The following is a 16,443-nucleotide window of genomic DNA, read 5'->3' on the forward strand; positions in this document are numbered from 1 at the left end:
TGCTGGGTTGGGCGTCAGCCGGTCGGCCACTCCCAGCCGAAGTCGGGCTCGTCCTCGACCGTGGCGGGTCTCTCTTCATCGCCGCGGCCGGGCTTCTTCTCGGGCTGCTTCTTCTTGGGCTTGGGATCTGGCTTCGGCTCCGGGCCGAGCGAGGTGTAGATCGTGACCGGCGACCCCTCGGCTGCTTCGCCGGAGGGAGTGGTGAAGGCGACCAGGCCGGGGTCGTACTCCGAGTACGCCTCCGGGCCGACCTGGACCTGGAAGCCAGCGGCCCGCAGGACCTTCGTCGCCTTCTCGACCGTCATGCCGCCGGTCCAAGGGACGTCGACGGTGTTCCCCGCGATCACCTTGGGATCGACCTCGTGGAAGTCCTGCCACTTGAGGTATTTGTCGATCACCTTCATCGCATCGCCCCACATCGGGGCAGCCTGCCCTGAACCGGAAGCCTCGCCGATGTAGGAGCCTCCGACGAGCTGCCCGTTGAGGGTCTTCCAGGTGCCGTCGTAGTTGGCACCGGCGATCATCGCCGCGGTGGCGAGCTTCGGGGTGTACCCCATGAACCAGACGGCCATGTTCCCGTTGATCGTTCCGGTCTTCCCCGCGGCGGGGACCGAGAGAGCCTGGTTGCTCGCGAACCCGCCGTCGATGACGCCCCGCAGGATGTCGTTGACCGCATCGGCGGTGCCCTCGGCCATCACCTGCTTGCAGTTGGGCTCGTACTTCTTGATCACCTTGTCGTTGGCGTCAAGGATCTCGTTGACGGGCACGGAGTCGCAATGCTTGCCGCGAGCGCCGAAGGTTGCGTACGCCTCCGCCATCTCCAGGGGGCTCACGCTGGTCACGCCGAGCGTGAACGAAGGCACTCGTTCGCCAGGGGTGCAGTTGGTCTGGGCGGACTTGCACGCCGCTCCGGTCTCCTTGTCGCGACCGAACGGGGCGTCGAGCTGGATGCCCATCTTCTGGGCCATCTTGTAGGGCGCGCAGAAGCCGGTGATCTGGCTGAGCTGGGCGTAGAAGGTGTTCACGGACTCCCGCGTCCCGGTGTAGGCGTCCTTCATCCCGGAGGTCGTGGAGTTGCTGACCGGCCAAGGGCCGGTGAACTTGCCGTCGCCGGGGCACGGTGCGAACGACGACTGGTCGAGTGTCAGTTTCTCGGGCGAGTTGATCTGCTGCTTGAGCGGGAAACCCTGCTCGATCGCCGCCGTGAGCACGAACGGCTTGAACGTCGATCCGGCTTGGAACCCGGCGGAGTCGCCGTACTGCGTCGGCACCATGTAGTTCAGGTACGACTGGCCCTTCTTGCGCTTGTCACCCATCGGACGCGACTGGGCGAGCCCGCGCACCCGGCCAGTGCCGGGCTCAACCATCGCCAGCGCGCCGATCGCGTCGTCGGTCGCGTACACATGGTCCTCGACGGACTCCTGAGCAGCGTCCTGGAAGCGCTGGTCCAAGGTGGTCTTGATGGTCAGACCGCTGGACCTGATGAGTGCCAGCCGGTCGGCCTCCGTCTCGCCGAAAGAGGGGTCCTTGAGGAGCCAGTTGAGGACGTAGTCACAGAAGAACTCCGCGGACGAGCCGAGGCAGCCGTTGCGCTGCTTCTGGACGTTCAGGCCGAGGCTGGCGTCCTTCAACGTCTCCGCCTCGGGGCGGGAGACGACCTTGAGCGCGGCCATCCGGTCGACGACGACGTTGCGGCGGGCGATGGTGGCGTCGGGGTAGTTGGTCGGGTCGTAGCCGGTGGGGTTCTTCACCATCCCGGCCAGCATCGCCGACTGCTGCCAGTTGAGCTCGGAGGCGTTGACGTTGAAGTAGTGCTTGGCGGCCGCCTGGACGCCGTACGCGCCGTCGCCGAAGTAGGCCGCGTTGAGGTAGCGCTCGAGGATCCAGTCCTTGGAGTGCTTCTCCTCCAGAGCGATCGCGTAGCGCAGCTCGCGGATCTTGCGGGCGGTCGACTTCTCGATGGCCGCCTTGCGCTCGGCCTCGGTCTTCGCGGAGTAGACCAGCGTCGTCTTCACCAGCTGCTGGGTGATCGAGGAACCACCCTGCACCGAGTCGCTCGCCTGGTTGGTGATCAGCGCGCGCAACGTGCCCTTGAGGTCCATCGCGCCGTGCTGGTAGAAGCGGTAGTCCTCGATCGCCAGGAGCGCCTTCGACATGTTGGGCGAGATCTGGTCGAGAGGGCGGTAGACGCGGTTCTGGTCGTAGAGCGTCGTGATCAGGTTGCCCTTGCGGTCGACGATCTTGGTTGTCTGGGACATGTCGTCGACCTCGAAGGCCTGCGGCAGCGAGTCCATCTTCTCGGCGGTCTCCTTGGCCGCGATCCCAGCCACACCGGCGAAGGGAATGGCGAGACCCGCGGCGACGACTCCGAGGACGGCTGCCACGCCGCACATGACGGCGAGATGCTTGAGCACGGTCTGCGGGCGCAGCGACGGCGAGGACATGCTGGTCATCGTAGGTGATTGCGGCTAATAGCACATGATTCGCAATCGGAGCCGGACAGGGAGCCAGAAACGGGTCCTAGGACCCCATCTAGTCATTTCGAACTACGTACTTTGGGCCAGAAGGGTGTGTCACTCGACCGGGTCGAGTCCTTAACCTTTAGTCCGCACGGGCGCCACGTCATCAATATGGGGAGGGCGAAGCGCTCCGATGAAGGGATGGCACACCATGTGGGTTGATGAATGGTCGCTACAGGCCGCTTGTCGTGAGAACGAGCCCGACGAGCTCTTCGTACGTGGAGCCGAGCAGAACAAGGCCAAGATGGTCTGCTCCGGCTGCGTAGTCCGCACCGAATGCCTGGCCGAGGCGCTCGACAACCAGATCGAGTGGGGTGTCTGGGGCGGCATGACCGAGCGCGAGCGTCGGGCGCTGCTCCGCCGCAGCCCGAACGCCTCCTGGCGCGCTGTCCTCGAGGCCGCGCGCACCCGTGCCTCTGTGGAGTGACCCCTCGTCCCCTACTCGAGTGGGTCGCTGAAGATCTTGGTCTGAGCCAGGACGTACGTTTCGTGCGTCCTGGCTCGACTCATTCCCGGGCCAGCAGCCGGCCGATCTCGCGGAGCCCGTCGAGATCGTGTACGTCACCGGGCAGCGCCGGCACGACGGCGGTCGGCACCTGGGGATGGGCGACGGCGAAGCGCTCGCGCAGCTGGCTCTGGCGCTCGACCAGGAGCGCGCGGTCGGTGTGGAGCCTCAGCAGCCCGGCGGTGAGCGGCGCGTCGGGGAGACGCTCCGAGGCGGCCCCGGCCGCGGCTGCGGTGAGCGATGCGTCGTCAGGCAGGGTGGCCCGGTTGACGACCAGGCCCTGGAGCGGCATCCGGTCGCCGGAGAGGCGCTCGACGAAGTAGGCGGCCTCCCGGAGCGCGTCGGGCTCGGGGGCCGCGATGACGAGGAAGGCGGTCTCGTCGGCCTGGAGCAGTGCGTACGTCTCCTGGGCTCGTTGCCGGAACCCGCCGAAGACGGTGTCGAGCGCGGTCACGAAGGTCTGCAGGTCGGTGAGCATCTGCCCGCCGAGGACCTTCTTGAGCGCGTTGGTGACGATGTTGATCCCGGCCGACATCAGCCTGACCGGACCTTTGGCCGGGGCCAGCATCAGACGCAGGAAGCGCCCGTCGAGGAAGCTGGAGAGGCGCTCAGGTGCGTCGAGGAAGTCGAGGGCGCTGCGGCTCGGGGGCGTGTCGACGACGATCAGGTCGTAGTCGCCGTTGCCGCCGTTGTGGGCGAAGGCGTCGCGGTAGATCTGGCCGAGCTTCTCCATCGCCATGTATTCCTGCGTGCCCGCGAAGCTCGAGCTCAGCGCGATGTAGAACTGGTTGTTGAGGATCTGCTGCGCCTTCTCGGGGCTGGCTTGCGACTCGACCACCTCGTCGAAGGTGCGCTTCATGTCGAGCATCATCGCGTCCAGCCGGCCAGGGCCGATCCCGGGAACAGGGCGAGGCGTGTTGTCGAGCCGCTCGATGCCCATCGACTGGGCGAGGCGTCGCGCCGGATCGATCGTCAGCACCACCACCTTGCGTCCGCGCTCGGCTGCTCTGAGTGCGAGCGCCGCCGACGTCGTCGTCTTCCCCACGCCGCCGCTGCCGCAGCAGACGATGATGTGGGTGTCGCGGTCGTCGAGCAGCCGGTCGACCTCGAGGGCCTGGGTGTGGTCGGCATGGGCGGCCAGCGGGCCGACGCGTGGGTGCGCGCTCATCGGGCTGTCCCTCTCGTCACTTCCGTCACGCCGCTCAGGCACTTCCTGCACTTCTCAGGTGTTGCAATGCCCGAGAAGTGCAGGGATACCCGGTTAACCGGGTATTCCATCCTCATGCCAGCCCCTGATCCTTGAGCTCGGCCGCGAGCTCGTACAGCCCACCCATGTCGATCCCGCCGGCGATCCGGTTGAGCTCGTAGGTCGGGACCCCGAGGCCGGCGACGAGGTCACGCTGGGCGTCCTCGAGGGCTCGGCGCTCGGCGTACTCCTTGGCCTCGACGGCGAGGGCGGAGATCAGGGCGGGTTCGGGTTCGACGCCGGCGCGCTTGAGGTCCTCGGCGATCAGCTCGTCGTCCAGGGTGCCGGCGAGCGCGGGGTCGAGGGCGGTGTCGGGGAGGTCGCGGGGGCGTACCTGGTTGACGATGACGCCACCGACCGGAAGCCCGGCCGCGCGCAGCTCGCTGATGCCGTCGGCGGTCTCCTGGACCGGCATCTCCTCGAGCAGCGTGACCAGATGGACCGCGGTGCGCCGGGAGCGGAACAGGGTCATCATCGTGTCGGCCTGGTGCTTGATCGGGCCGACCTTGGCCAGGCCCGCGACCGACTCGGACACGTTGAGGAAGCTCGTGATCCGGCCGGTCGGGGGAGCGTCTAGCACGACTGCGTCGTAGGTCCGGGCGCCCTTGTTGCGACTGTTGCGCTGGACGGCCTCGAAGAGCTTGCCGGTGAGCAGGACGTCCCTGACCCCGGGCGCGATCGTGGTCGCGAACTCGATCACGCCGAAGCGGTCGAGGGCGCGGCCGGCCGGGCCGAGCTTGTAGTACATCTTGAGGTACTCGAGGAGGGCTTCCTCCGGGGCGATGTGCAGGGCGTAGACGTTGCCCGGCTCGGCGTCGGCACCGGATCGCGCCCGCAGCCGCAGACCGGTTGCGATGCGGGTCTCGGCGTAGGGCAGCGGGTCGACGTCGAACATCCGCGCCACGCCCTGGCGGCCCTCGACCTCGCACAGCAGGACGTTCTGCCCGTGGGAGGCCAGCCCGAGCGCCAGGGCCGCAGCCACTGTCGACTTGCCCGTGCCGCCCTTGCCGGTCACCACATGCAGCTGCACGTGGGGCCAGTCGGAACTCATGGGAACGACTTTAACGGGGTCGCGCCATCAGGGGGTGATGTTGAGGTTCTCGACGATCTTGGTGCCGATGGCAGTGTCGCCGCTGATCTCGACCTTGGCGGGGTCGCCGGAGGCGCGGCCGCCGGTGAGGAGGACGTACGTCTCCCGGTCCGTGGAGAGCGTGACGGTGGGCGCGGTGACCGGGTCGGCCACCGGGACTCCCTTGCCCTCCTTGGTGACGGTGAAGGCGTAGGGCGCGTGGCCCTCGACCTCGACGACGACGGAGGTGCCGGGGGCGCAGGCGGCCTTCTTGGCGAGCACGAACCCGACACCTTCGAGGAGATAGTCGGCGGTGTGGAGGGCGCCGGGGCTGTCGAGGTTGCCCGGGCGGCCGGTGGCGCGGCGGATGTCCTGCTCGTGCAGCCAGAGGTCGAGCGGCCGGTTGCGGAGCAGCTTGCCGGTCGTCCAACCGAGCGCACCGAAGATGCCGGACGCCGGCGCCGCGGGGTCCTCGGGCGGAGACGCGAGCAGCTCGTCGTGACGTACGGCGGTGTAGCGGCGGATCTCGTCGATGATGCTCGACGGCGCGGCGTCGCGTCGGGTGATCACGCCGATCTCGGTGAACTGACCCATCGGCGACTTGATGTGGGTGGACTCGGGTACGGAGGCGTCCTCGCGGGGTGCGCCGGCGGTGAGGCCCTCGAGGTGAGCGACATGGGAGGCGATGGCGCGTACGTCCCAGCCGGGGAGGTCGGTCGGCTGGTCCCAATCGGTCTCGGAGAGCTCCTCCAGGAGAGTGAGGAGGTCCTGGACGGAGGACCACCAGGTGTCGACGTACGTCTTCAGCTGCTCTGCGGAAGTCACGGACCTGACCATAGTGGGCCGGGACCTCAGTTGGAAGGTCAAACCATCTCGCCGGGAGACCCGTCCGCGGGTCCGCGAAGTAGGGTGCCGATATGACCAAGTGGGAGTACCAGGTAGCGCCGATCCTCAACCACGCTGCGGCGCAGATTCTCAACAACTTCGGTGCCGACGGGTGGGAGCTCGTCTCGATCCTCGACAACGGCACCGGCAACTACGTCGGCTTCTTCAAGCGGGCGGTCTCCGAGTGAGCGGGCCCGAGGAGGTCCTCGCCGAGCTCGGGCTGAGCGTGCCGGACGTCGTGCCGCCGGTGGCGGCCTACATCCCGGCGGTGCGCTCGGGCAACCACGTCTTCACCTCGGGCCAGCTCCCGATGAAGGACGGCGCGCTGCTCTCCGTCGGCAAGGTCGGCGGGGACGTGTCGGCCGAGGACGGCTACGCGGCGGCGCAGCAGTGTGCGCTCAACGCCCTGGCCGCGGTCAAGGCCGAGATCGGTGACCTCTCGCAGGTCAAGCGGATCGTGAAGGTGCTGTGCTTCGTCGCCTCCACCCCCGACTTCACCGGTCAGCCGGGCGTCGCCAACGGTGCCTCGGAGCTGCTCGGGAAGGTCTTCGGCGAGGCCGGCCGGCACGCGCGTTCCGCCGTCGGTGTGCCCGTCCTGCCGCTCGACGCTCCCGTCGAGGTGGAGATCGTCGTCGAGATCTGAGCCTCGGTCTGAGGCTCGGATGGGGCTAGGGCGCTGGTGTGAGCGTCGCTACAGTGACGAACGTGCGTATCCCGATCCCTCCAGTCCGGCTTGGTGACGACATCGTGGCGTTGGCCGGGGAGTACGCCCAGGGCGTACGCACCCCGGTCGAGCCGCGCGACGCGGCGACGGTGCTGCTGCTGCGGCCGGGCTCCTACGGCTCCTCCTCCGGCCCCGAGGTCTACCTGCTCCGCCGGCAGCTGACGATGGGTTTCGCTGCCGGGATGGCTGTCTTTCCCGGCGGCGGCGTGGACGTACGCGATGCCGAGCTGCCCGACTCCTGCTGGGCCGGGCCGTCCGCCGGTGAGTGGGCTCGGCGGCTCGGGGTCGACGAGTCCCGCGCGCGAGCGCTGGTCGCCGCGGCGGTGCGGGAGACGTTCGAGGAGTCCGGGGTGCTGCTCGCGGGAGCCTCGGGCGATTCCGTCGTAGATGACGTCTCGGGCGACGACTGGGAGGCCGACCGGGCCGCCCTGGAGTCACGCTCGTTGTCGTTGACCGAGCTGCTGACCCGGCGCGGGCTGGTGCTGCGTACGGACCTGCTGGCGCCATGGGCGGCCTGGACGACGCCCGTCTTCGAGCCGAAGCGCTTCGCGACCTGGTTCTTCGTCGCGCGCCTCCCCGAGGGGCAGGTGACGCGCGACGTGTCCAGCGAGTCGTCCTCGGTGCTCTGGCTGAGCACCGCCGAGGCGGTCGCCCAGGTCGAGGCCGGCGAGCTGGCAATGATGCCGCCGACCTATCTCAACTGTCTCGAGGTCACCTCGTTCGGGTCCGAGGACGAGGTCCTCGCGGTCGCCGCCGAGCGTGTGCTGACGATGTTCACTCCCGCTGTGACCGAGGTCGACGGCGGCCACACCCTGTCGATGATGCCCCTGCACGCCTCCCTCGTCGCCGGAAGGAAGCACTCATGAACGAGTCCTGGTCTGGCGGGGCATTCGGCGAGCGCGGGCAGTGCATCCTCGCGCCCAACCCCGGGATCATGTCTCTCGACGGCACCAACACCTGGGTGCTGCGTGAGCCCGGCGCGCGCCGGTCGGTCGTGATCGATCCGGGGCCTCTCGACGACGGGCATCTCGATGCCGTCGCGGAGGCCGCCGGTGAGGTGGCGACGGTGCTGCTGACCCACCATCACTACGACCACTCCGAGGCGGCACGGGCCTTCGCGGAGCGGGTCGGGGCCGGCGTACGCGCTCTTGATCCTGAATACCGGCTCGGGACCGAGGGGCTCGGCGACGGTGACGTCATCGAGGTCGACGGTCTGGAGATCCGCGTCGTCGGGACTCCGGGGCACACCTCGGACTCGCTGTCCTTCTGGCTGCCCGCCGACGGGGCGGTGCTGACGGGTGACACCGTCCTCGGGCGTGGGACGACCGTGGTCGCCCACCCCGACGGCGAGCTGGGTGCCTATCTGGACTCGCTCGACCGCCTGCACGCCCTCGCCTCCGAGCACGGTGTCGGCAGCGTCTGGCCTGGCCACGGCCCGGTCATCGGAAACGCCCTCGGCGCGCTGGACTACTACATCGCCCACCGCCGCGAACGCCTCGGCCAGGTCGAGGAAGCACTCTCCGGGCTCGGCGCCACCCCTGCCGGTGCGGATCCGCGGGCGATCGTCGAGATCGTGTACGCCGACGTCGACCAGGTCCTCTGGGGTGCCGCCGAGCTCTCGGTGCGAGCCCAATTGGCTTACCTCGCTGAGCGCTGAGGCCTACTGTTCGGCTCATGGCGATCCTGTCCGGAGCCGAGCTCCTGCTTCCCGACCCACCCGCGTGGCGGGCCTGGCTGGAGGAGCACCATGCCGAGACGCCCGCGGTCTGGCTGGTGCTGACCAAGAAGGGCGGCACGCTGACCACGCTGACCTGGCAGACCGCGCTTGACGAAGCGCTCTGCTTCGGCTGGATCGACGGCCAGGCCCGGCGGCGCGACGAGCAGTCGTCGTTCCAGCGGTTCACCCCGCGCGGGCCGAAGAGCCGCTGGTCACTGAGGAACGTCGAGCACATCGACCGTCTCGAGCGCGAGGGCCGGATGACCGCCGCCGGGCGGGCCGCCGTGGAGGCGGCGAAGGCGGATGGGCGGTGGGAGGCGGCGTACGCCGGTCCGGCCACTGCCCAGACCCCGCCCGAACTCCTCGCCGCGATCGCCGCGGTGCCCGAGGCGCAGGCGATGTACGACGTCCTCACCTCCCAGAACCGTTTCGCCCTCTATCACCGCATCACCGCCCTGAAGACCGAGGCCGCGCGGGCGCGCAAGATCGAGGAGTACGTCGCCATGCTCGCCCGTCACGAGACGATCCATCCACAGAAGCGCCGGCCTCAGTAGCCCCGTTCGTGTGGGCGGATGTCGCGGGAGCTCTTGGTGCGCGCTCAGCGGGCCTTTCTCGCCGAACGGAACTGACGCCGGCGTACGACGAACGGGGCAAGGACGAGGGCGAACAGGGCCGCGATGATGAGGCCGATCGTCGGCAGGCCCAGGCCGCTGGACGGTTCGGGCCAGGTCGGGTCGGGTCGGATAACGGTGGTCCTGACCTCACCGGGTTTGATCAGCCTGTAGGCGATCGTCGCGCCCTTGGCGATCGGCCGGTGCATCGCGACGAGGCTCGATGTGCCGTCGGGGGCCGCCGACCAGTACTGATCAAAGGAGGTGAGGTTGTCGTCGATCTCCTGCCAGAGGATCGGGTTCGCGCCGGCCCAGCCGACGAGCCGCGGGTATCCGCTCGCAGTGGTCTTCAGCCCGCGGGAGCTCCCGTCCGCCGGCAGCACCTCGGTTCCGAAGGGCTGCTTGATGACCTGCAGCTCTGTTCCTCTGAAAGCCAGGCCGACGTACTGTCCCTCGTCGATCGGGGTCAGCGGCTGGTTCTCGGGGGCCATCCCGGGGGCCTGCGTGATGACGTGGCTCTCGATGAGGCGGGCGATCGTGCCGTCGTCCGAGATGGCCCACTCGACCTCCCGGCTCAACCCGAGCTCCCTGTTCTGCTGATCAGCCTGGGCGGAGCTCTCGTCCGTGAAGAGGAACCCGTCGTCCCCGAGCCCGATGCCGCCGGCTCGGGAGGTCTCGGCCTCGAAGGTCTCGTCCCGCCAGCTCCGCATCTGCCAGCCCTGCCACAGCAGCCACTGTCCGTTGGCGGACCACTCGAGGTTGTGGACGTAGACGGCGGCGTCGTGTTGCGCGGAGATGTTCCAGGTGCGTACGTCCCCGGTGGTCAGGTCGGCGACCTTCACGCCGGCTGGACGCGGTGTGGCGTCACCGTCATCGTCACCGTCGGCGGGATCGGCCCACGCCCAGGCGAGATGGTTGCCGTCCGGCGAGAGCGCGAGGGCGCTGTGCGACGGCTGGCCACGCACCTCCTTGCCGACGAACCCCGGAAGGTCGAGCACGTGATAGCTGCCTGTAGCGGCATCGACCACGACCGGGACGCTGCCGTTCTCGTCGCTGCTGCTCCGGACGTACGCCACGGCCCCGACGCCGAGATCGAGGTCGTCCTCCATGACGTCGGCATGGGCGTACGAGCCGAGCCCGTCGAGCTCGGTCAGCCACTCCGGCGCGGTCTCGACCATCTCGGGGACGGCGAGGTCGCCGTTGCGCTCGGCCGGCTCGACATCGGACTGTCGGTCGGGGAGCCCGGTGAAGCCGATGATGATGAGAGCGACGGCCGCGGTGACGGAGGCCGCCACGATCGCGACCGAGCGGCGATGGACGCGGCGACCGCGTGCGTAAAGGCCGTCAGGGACCTGGAGAGATGGTGCCGTGTCGGCGATGCGGGAGAGCTCGTCGCGGAGCTTCTGGTCAGTCATTGATGAGCTCCTCGAGGTGCGGGGCGAGGGCGCGTAGCCGATCGAGCGCCTTGCGGCCGGTCGACTTCACGGTGCCGACGTGGAGCCCGAGCATGTCGGCGGTCTGGGCCTCGGTGAGGTCTTCGAAGTAGCGCAGCACCAGGATCGTGCGCTGTTTCAGCGTCAGTTGGGCAAGGGCCTGTTCCAAGCTGAGCCGGAGGTCTCGGTCGCCGGTCTCGGGCGCTGCAGTGGTGGCCTCGTGGGCATCCAGTGGGGTCTCCGCGAAACGACGGCGGCGCCACCAGGAGATGTTCTGGGTGTAGAGGATCCGCCGGACGTACGGCTCGGGGTGGCCTTCGATGCGGTGCCAGGCCTTGGCCGCGGACAGGAGTGCCTGCTGGAGGAGGTCCTCGGCGAGGTGGGCGTCACCGGTCAGCAGGTACGCCGTGCGGGAGAGCGCTTGGGCGCGGGAGCGTACGAACTCGTCGAACTCCGCCTGACCCGGGTCTGATCCGAAAAGCATCTCGGCCTCCTTTCACCTGCTGTTACGCCAGGTGGAAGGAGGCCGGATGCCTGTTGGAAGGTAAAGAATCAGCGGGCGCGACGAGCCATGCGCTCGATGTCCATGATGACGACGCTGCGCGGCTCGAGGCGGAGCCAGCCGCGGCTGGCGAAGTCGGCCAGGGCCTTGTTGACCGTCTCGCGGGAGGCGCCGACGAGCTGGGCGAGCTCCTCCTGGGTGAGGTCGTGGTGGACGTGGACGCCGTCGTCGGCGGTGCGGCCGAAGCGGTCGGCGAGGTCGAGCAGGGCCTTCGCGACACGGCCGGGGACGTCGGAGAAGACGAGGTCGGCGACGACGTCGTTGGCCTTGCGGAGGCGGCCGGCCAGCTGGGCGAGCAGGCCGCGGGCGACGACCGGGCGGCCCTCGAGCCACTTCAGGAGGTCCTCGTGCGACAGGCTGGCGAAGGCGGAGTCGGTGACCGCGGTGACGGTGGCCGAGCGGGGGCCGGGGTCGAAGAGCGAGAGCTCACCGAACATCTGGCCCGGGCCCATGATGGCGAGCAGGTTCTCGCGGCCGTCGGACGAGGTGCGGCCGAGCTTCACCTTGCCGTCGATCACGACGTACAGCTTGTCGCCGGAGTCGCCCTCGTGAAAGAGCACCTCTCCGCGGCGGAGCTTCGACTCTGCCATCGAGGCGTGCAGGGCCGTCATCGACTCGTCGTCGAGTGCGCTGAAGAGCGGTGCCTGACGGAGTACGTCGTTGTCCATTGCGGCCATTCCTCCTGGATTTTCCCCACATCCGCGGGTATTACACCGGGAATCCTATCTGTGGAACGTCTCACAAGTGCACATCACCCACCGATAAGGGCAGAAAGTGCATGTGTTGAGCGGTGTTTGTGGTAGCCGCCCTCTGGGCCGGATCGGGATTGTCGGTGCGGCCGCGTAGCCTTGCTGCGTGCCTGCCCAGAAGTTTGCGACTGAGACGCGCCTGGGTCTGGTGCGTCGTGCCCGTCGGATCGACCGCGTCCTCGGTGAGACCTATCCGGATGCCAAGGCCGAGCTCGACTTCACCAATCCGTTCGAATGCCTGGTCGTGACCGTGCTGAGCGCGCAGACCACGGACAAGCGCGTCAACCTGGCCTCACCGGCCCTCTTTGCGGCGTACCCGTCCGCGAAGGAGATGGCGGCGGCGCCCCGGGAGCACCTGGAGCAGCTCGTCGGGCCGCTCGGCTTCTTCCGCGCCAAGACCGAAGCGCTGCTGAAGCTGAGCGCCGTGCTGGTGGAGGAGTACGACGGCGAGGTGCCCGACCGTCTGGAGCAGCTGGTGAAGCTGCCCGGTGTCGGGCGCAAGACCGCCAACGTGGTGCTCGGCAACGCCTTCGGCAAGCCGGGGATCACCGTCGACACGCACTTCGGGCGGCTCTCGCGGCGCTTCGGTTGGACGACCGAGAAGGACCCGGTCAAGGTCGAGCACGAGGTCGGCGCCCTCTTCGAGAAGCGGGACTGGACGATGCTGTCCCACCATGTGATCTGGCACGGGCGGCGGATCTGTCACGCGCAGAAGCCCGCGTGCGGTGCCTGTCCGGTGTCGCAGCTGTGCCCTGCGTACGGCGAGGGGCCGACCGACCCTGTCGCCGCGGCCAAGCTGGTCCGCACGGAGGGCCGCAACTGATGGTTCGTGCCCTGGGGAGACGAGCCCGGGTCGCGTCGGCAGCCGCCCTGCTGCTGGCCGTCCTGGCCGGTTGCGGCAACTCTTCGAGCGGGGGCGGGCAGTCCGGCGCGCCACTCGCCGACGAGCCGTCCTCCTCCAAGGTCAACGTCGCCACCGCGGAGATGGTGGCGGCCAAGAAGGCGTCGAAGGTGGAGGCCTGCGAGGAAGGGCCTGCGAGCGACGGTGGGCTGCCGTCGATCGTGCTGCCTTGCCTCGGCGGTGGCGAGTCCGCCGACCTCGCCTCGTTCGAGGGACCAATGGTGATCAACCTCTTCCAGGGCTTCTGCGCGCCCTGCAAGGAGGAGATGCCCGCGCTGCAGAGCTTCTACGAGACCTACGGCGACGAGGTGCCGGTGGTCGGCATCGACGTCATGGACACCGTCCCGGGAGTCGCGCTCGAGGAGGCGATCTCGCGAGGGGTGACCTTCCCGATGTACGCCGATCCGGGCGGTGAGCTGCAGGGCGGGCCGCTCACAGCGCGGGCGGTGCCGGCGACGTACGTCCTGTCCTCCTCCGGCGAGGTCGAGCTGCTGCAGATGGGTGGCATGACCAGTGCGGCCCAGGTGAAGGAGCTCGTCGAGAAGAAGTTGGGGATCGAGCTGTGAGGGAGCGCCAGGCGGCCAACGGGACGCGGCCGGAGTGGTTCGACGAGATCGTCGAGGCGGCGCAGCAGATCCAGGGCGAGGACATCTCACAGTTCCTGCCGCCGGCCGACGGCAGCGCCCGCGAGTCAGCCGTGCTGATGCTCTTCGGCGAAGGGCCCTCGGGTCCCGATCTGCTGCTGACCGAGCGTTCGCACACGATGCGGTCGCATCCGGGCCAGGTCTCGTTCCCCGGCGGCCGGCTCGATCCGGGGGAGACCGCCGAGGAGGCAGCGCTGCGGGAGGCCTGGGAGGAGACCGGGCTCGACCCGACCGGTGTCGACGTGGTCGGCCGCCTTCCGGCGCTGTGGATCCCGTTCTCCAACCACGCGGTGGTGCCGATCATCGGGTGGTGGCGGGAGCCGTCTCCGGTCACCACGCGCTCGGTCGAAGAGGTGCACGCCGTCTACCGGGTGCCGTTGTCGGATCTCATCGACCCGGCTCACCGGATCCAGGTCGGCGCACCGGGCCGTAGCGGATGGCTGATGCCCGCGTTCTTGATCGGACCGGAGAAGGATGTCATCCTCTGGGGCTTCACAGGTGGAATCATCAGCCGTTTCTTCACCTATCTCGGGTGGATCACGGAGATTCCGGACGCCCCGATCAAGGAGTTGCCCGAATACATGTTCCAGGGACGCGAACGGAATCAGCCGTGAACTTTCTTGACTGGATCCTGATCATCCTCGTCGCGGCCTACGCGCTCTCGGGATATTGGCAGGGCTTCATCACCGGCGCCTTCGCGACCGGCGGACTGCTGCTCGGTGGCTTCATCGGCATCTGGCTGGCACCGAAGGTGCTCGGCAGCGCGGCTCCGTCGTTGTGGGTCTCGCTCGGCGCTCTGTTCGTCGTGATCGCGTGTGCGTCCATCGGGCAGGCGGTGCTGCAATACGGCGGCGTACGCGTGCGGGACGAGATCACCTGGCAGCCGGCCCGGATCGTCGATGCGCTCGGCGGATCGCTGCTCAGCGCGGCGGCCGTCCTGGTCGTCGCCTGGGCTCTCGGGGTCGCGGTCTCGGGGGCACAGATCAACGGGCTCACGCCCGCGGTGCGTGGGTCGGCGATCCTGGCCAAGGTCGACTCGATCATGCCGTCGCCTGCCGACCGTGCACTGAGTGCGTTCAACGACGTCGTCGGCACCTCGTTCTTCCCGCGCTACCTGGAGCCGTTCGCCAGTGAGCGGATCGTCGAGGTCGGACCCGGTCCGCGGCGGATGCTCACCGACCCCGATGTCGTACGCGCCGGCGAGTCGGTCCTCAAGATCCGCGGCGCCAACGAGTGCGGCAAGGGTGTCGAGGGCACCGGATTCGTCATCGGCCGCGGCTACCTGATGACGAATGCCCACGTCGTCGCCGGCGTCGACGACCCCAACGTCATCGTCGGTGACGGCGCCAACGACGCCAAGGTCGTCCACTACGACCCGGAGATCGACATCGCCGTTCTGAAGTTCGAGGGTGGCGGCAACCTCAAGCGCCTCGACTTCGACAGCTCTGCTGCCGCTGAGGACCCGATCGCTGTCCTGGGCTATCCGCAGGACGGCCCCTTCGACGTACAGCCCGGTCGTATCCGTGCCGAGCAGCGACTCCGATCGCCCGACATCTACGGCGTCGGCACCGTCATCCGAGACGTCTACTCCGTACGCAGCCTCATCCGCCCCGGCAACTCCGGAGGCCCCATCGTCGACTCCGAGGGTGACGTCGTCGGCGTCGTCTTCGCCGCCTCGGTCACCGACTCCGAGACCGGCTACGCCCTCACCACCGACCAGGTCATCGAGATCGCCCGCGAGGCTCGCTCCCAGACCGCTGCCGTCGACACCGGAGCCTGCGCCGGCTAACCCTGCCGAGACGGTAGATGTGGCGGCCGAGTCGGTAATTCCGGACGTCGAATCTGTAGTTGTGGGCGACGAAACTCGAGTTTCGTCGCCCACAACTACAGATTCGACGCGCCACAACTGCGGACTCGGCTGGTTGAGGACCGCGCGGTGTGGTCAGAAGCGGCGTGAGGAGTACGTCGGGGTGAGCGCGTCCTTGATCTCCCGGAGCCAGGCGTCGAGGCGATCGCCGGTGAAGTCTCCTCGGCGCACGATGATCACGATCCAGCCATGGTCGACCAGCCAGCCTCGTCGCTCCTCGTCGTAGATCCGCTGCTCCGGGTCGTCATGGTCTTCGCCGTCGTACTCGACGGCGACCTTGGCGAGGCGGTATGCGAAGTCGAGGCGATAGGTCGGGATACCTTCCACATCGACCCAGACCTGTGTCTCAGGGAGGGGTAGACCGGCGTCGCTGATGGCAAGCAACGTCCAGGACTCTCGTTGGGACTCAACGTGGCGATTGAGGAGCGGAACGAGCTCCCGAAGCTGGACGACTCCGCGGCGGCCTTTGAAGCGGGGAAACTCTTGGTTGAGGGCAGCTCGGGTGATGCCGTGCTCCTTGGCGAATTCGTTGAGGGCGGCCATTGCCTCGCGGCGCTTCAGGTTGCACCCGAGATCGAGCGCGGTGCGCAAGGGGGTCGTGATCTTGACGCCGTTGATCGTCATGATGTCCCGGTCGAGAAGGTCACGTGAGCGGCCGTCGACCCCTTCCAGGCGCGTCGGCGCGAAGCCGCGACGTGCGCAGGTTTCGACGGCTGGAATCTGGGTCTGCTCGCTGAGCGAGTAGGTGTTGATCCCGTGGATCCATGCGGCAGTGCGGTCGGACACGACGTGGTGTGGGGATACGACGCGGGCAACCGCTGCGGCTCTTGTCTCCGCGGTGTCCTCCACGTCGGAAGGGATGAAGACCCCGCGGAAGGGTCTGAGGATCTCACCGCGCTCGACAGCAACGCGGAGGTCGTACCTCTTGATGGAGAGCTCGCTGAGCTCGCTGGCGGTAAACGGGCGCGCTGGCAGAGCCGAGGCAGCGCCGACAACTGACAGGTTCATGCG

The 16,443-nt window shown here is 68.3% G+C and carries 18 protein-coding genes; 10 read left to right on the top strand and 8 right to left on the bottom strand.

Annotated features, from left to right (window positions below; genetic code table 11):
- Positions 1–14: 14 nt before the first annotated feature.
- Positions 15–2,444, bottom strand: a complete 2,430-nt coding sequence (locus OG801_RS16680) for a penicillin-binding protein (RefSeq protein ID WP_406029878.1) — start codon at positions 2,442–2,444, stop codon at positions 15–17.
- A gap of 226 nt (positions 2,445–2,670) precedes the next feature.
- Between OG801_RS16680 and OG801_RS16685 the strand changes: the two genes are divergently transcribed.
- Complete coding sequence (locus OG801_RS16685) at positions 2,671–2,946, top strand: WhiB family transcriptional regulator (RefSeq protein WP_045548985.1); 276 nt, start codon at positions 2,671–2,673, stop codon at positions 2,944–2,946.
- A gap of 79 nt (positions 2,947–3,025) precedes the next feature.
- Here the strand turns inward: OG801_RS16685 and OG801_RS16690 are convergent, their stop codons facing one another.
- The 3 genes from OG801_RS16690 to OG801_RS16700 form a co-directional block, all read right to left on the bottom strand.
- The gene (locus OG801_RS16690) at positions 3,026–4,192 is read right to left on the bottom strand and encodes an ArsA family ATPase (protein ID WP_406029880.1); all 1,167 of its coding nucleotides are present in this window, start codon (positions 4,190–4,192) and stop codon (positions 3,026–3,028) included.
- 112 nt (positions 4,193–4,304) lie between these two features.
- Positions 4,305–5,321, bottom strand: a complete 1,017-nt coding sequence (locus tag OG801_RS16695) for an ArsA-related P-loop ATPase (protein WP_406029882.1) — start codon at positions 5,319–5,321, stop codon at positions 4,305–4,307.
- 27 nt (positions 5,322–5,348) lie between these two features.
- Positions 5,349–6,164: a maleylpyruvate isomerase family mycothiol-dependent enzyme gene (locus tag OG801_RS16700; protein WP_355021153.1), complete on the bottom strand. Its 816-nt coding sequence runs from the start codon at positions 6,162–6,164 to the stop codon at positions 5,349–5,351.
- Positions 6,165–6,256: 92 nt separating this feature from the next.
- On the opposite strand from OG801_RS16700, the gene OG801_RS16705 reads away from it, so the two are divergent.
- The 5 genes from OG801_RS16705 (at position 6,257) to OG801_RS16725 (ending at position 9,219) form a co-directional block, all read left to right on the top strand.
- Complete coding sequence (locus tag OG801_RS16705) at positions 6,257–6,412, top strand: DUF4177 domain-containing protein (protein ID WP_141791386.1); 156 nt, start codon at positions 6,257–6,259, stop codon at positions 6,410–6,412.
- Positions 6,409–6,867, top strand: a complete 459-nt coding sequence (locus OG801_RS16710) for a RidA family protein (RefSeq protein WP_406029884.1) — start codon at positions 6,409–6,411, stop codon at positions 6,865–6,867. Before OG801_RS16705 ends, OG801_RS16710 begins: the two co-directional genes overlap by 4 nt.
- Positions 6,868–6,929: 62 nt before the next feature.
- Positions 6,930–7,814, top strand: a complete 885-nt coding sequence (locus OG801_RS16715) for an NUDIX hydrolase (protein WP_355021151.1) — start codon at positions 6,930–6,932, stop codon at positions 7,812–7,814.
- On the top strand, positions 7,811–8,605 hold the full coding sequence (locus OG801_RS16720) for an MBL fold metallo-hydrolase (protein WP_406029887.1): 795 nt from the start codon (positions 7,811–7,813) through the stop codon (positions 8,603–8,605). The genes OG801_RS16715 and OG801_RS16720 overlap by 4 nt, the downstream gene beginning before the upstream one ends.
- A gap of 17 nt (positions 8,606–8,622) precedes the next feature.
- Positions 8,623–9,219, top strand: a complete 597-nt coding sequence (locus OG801_RS16725) for a YdeI family protein (RefSeq protein ID WP_406029889.1) — start codon at positions 8,623–8,625, stop codon at positions 9,217–9,219.
- A 44-nt stretch (positions 9,220–9,263) separates the two neighbouring features.
- Here the strand turns inward: OG801_RS16725 and OG801_RS16730 are convergent, their stop codons facing one another.
- From OG801_RS16730 to OG801_RS16740, 3 genes are all read right to left on the bottom strand, one after another.
- Positions 9,264–10,691, bottom strand: a complete 1,428-nt coding sequence (locus OG801_RS16730) for a hypothetical protein (protein ID WP_406029891.1) — start codon at positions 10,689–10,691, stop codon at positions 9,264–9,266.
- Positions 10,684–11,193 carry a SigE family RNA polymerase sigma factor gene (locus OG801_RS16735; RefSeq protein WP_355021147.1) on the bottom strand — a complete coding sequence of 170 codons (510 nt, stop codon included), beginning with the start codon at positions 11,191–11,193 and terminating at the stop codon, positions 10,684–10,686. The genes OG801_RS16730 and OG801_RS16735 overlap by 8 nt, the downstream gene beginning before the upstream one ends.
- 68 nt (positions 11,194–11,261) lie before the next feature.
- Positions 11,262–11,939, bottom strand: coding sequence for a Crp/Fnr family transcriptional regulator (locus OG801_RS16740; protein WP_008356269.1), 678 nt, complete (start codon positions 11,937–11,939; stop codon positions 11,262–11,264).
- A gap of 187 nt (positions 11,940–12,126) precedes the next feature.
- On the opposite strand from OG801_RS16740, the gene nth reads away from it, so the two are divergent.
- The 4 genes from nth to OG801_RS16760 are packed head-to-tail and all read left to right on the top strand — an operon-like array spanning position 12,127 to position 15,354.
- Positions 12,127–12,843: an endonuclease III gene (gene nth / locus OG801_RS16745; protein WP_378685898.1), complete on the top strand. Its 717-nt coding sequence runs from the start codon at positions 12,127–12,129 to the stop codon at positions 12,841–12,843.
- The gene (locus tag OG801_RS16750; RefSeq protein ID WP_406029893.1) at positions 12,843–13,487 is read left to right on the top strand and encodes a TlpA family protein disulfide reductase; all 645 of its coding nucleotides are present in this window, start codon (positions 12,843–12,845) and stop codon (positions 13,485–13,487) included. Before nth ends, OG801_RS16750 begins: the two co-directional genes overlap by 1 nt.
- Positions 13,484–14,179: a CoA pyrophosphatase gene (locus tag OG801_RS16755; RefSeq protein WP_355021144.1), complete on the top strand. Its 696-nt coding sequence runs from the start codon at positions 13,484–13,486 to the stop codon at positions 14,177–14,179. Before OG801_RS16750 ends, OG801_RS16755 begins: the two co-directional genes overlap by 4 nt.
- Entirely contained in the window at positions 14,176–15,354 is a 1,179-nt protein-coding gene (locus OG801_RS16760; protein ID WP_355021143.1) for a MarP family serine protease, read from the top strand. Before OG801_RS16755 ends, OG801_RS16760 begins: the two co-directional genes overlap by 4 nt.
- 153 nt (positions 15,355–15,507) lie before the next feature.
- Here OG801_RS16760 and OG801_RS16765 read toward each other — a convergent pair whose 3' ends face one another.
- Positions 15,508–16,440 (bottom strand): DUF559 domain-containing protein, encoded by a 933-nt coding sequence (locus tag OG801_RS16765; protein ID WP_406029896.1) that lies wholly within the window; start codon positions 16,438–16,440, stop codon positions 15,508–15,510.
- Between the last annotated feature and the right edge of the window lie 3 nt (positions 16,441–16,443).

It is taken from the genome of Nocardioides sp. NBC_00163 (assembly GCF_045206295.1).
Lineage (GTDB): Bacteria > Actinomycetota > Actinomycetes > Propionibacteriales > Nocardioidaceae > Nocardioides.

Bases quoted from the DNA above. Each gene is read 5' to 3' on its own strand.
- OG801_RS16680 (WP_406029878.1), bottom strand. From the start codon at position 2,444: ATGTCCTCGCCGTCGCTGCGCCCGCAGACCGTGCTCAAGCATCTCGCC.
- OG801_RS16685 (WP_045548985.1), top strand. From the start codon at position 2,671: ATGTGGGTTGATGAATGGTCGCTACAGGCCGCTTGTCGTGAGAACGAG.
- OG801_RS16690 (WP_406029880.1), bottom strand. From the start codon at position 4,192: ATGAGCGCGCACCCACGCGTCGGCCCGCTGGCCGCCCATGCCGACCAC.
- OG801_RS16695 (WP_406029882.1), bottom strand. From the start codon at position 5,321: ATGAGTTCCGACTGGCCCCACGTGCAGCTGCATGTGGTGACCGGCAAG.
- OG801_RS16705 (WP_141791386.1), top strand. From the start codon at position 6,257: ATGACCAAGTGGGAGTACCAGGTAGCGCCGATCCTCAACCACGCTGCG.
- OG801_RS16720 (WP_406029887.1), top strand. From the start codon at position 7,811: ATGAACGAGTCCTGGTCTGGCGGGGCATTCGGCGAGCGCGGGCAGTGC.
- OG801_RS16725 (WP_406029889.1), top strand. From the start codon at position 8,623: ATGGCGATCCTGTCCGGAGCCGAGCTCCTGCTTCCCGACCCACCCGCG.
- OG801_RS16730 (WP_406029891.1), bottom strand. From the start codon at position 10,691: ATGACTGACCAGAAGCTCCGCGACGAGCTCTCCCGCATCGCCGACACG.
- OG801_RS16735 (WP_355021147.1), bottom strand. From the start codon at position 11,193: ATGCTTTTCGGATCAGACCCGGGTCAGGCGGAGTTCGACGAGTTCGTA.
- OG801_RS16740 (WP_008356269.1), bottom strand. From the start codon at position 11,939: ATGGACAACGACGTACTCCGTCAGGCACCGCTCTTCAGCGCACTCGAC.
- OG801_RS16750 (WP_406029893.1), top strand. From the start codon at position 12,843: ATGGTTCGTGCCCTGGGGAGACGAGCCCGGGTCGCGTCGGCAGCCGCC.
- OG801_RS16765 (WP_406029896.1), bottom strand. From the start codon at position 16,440: ATGAACCTGTCAGTTGTCGGCGCTGCCTCGGCTCTGCCAGCGCGCCCG.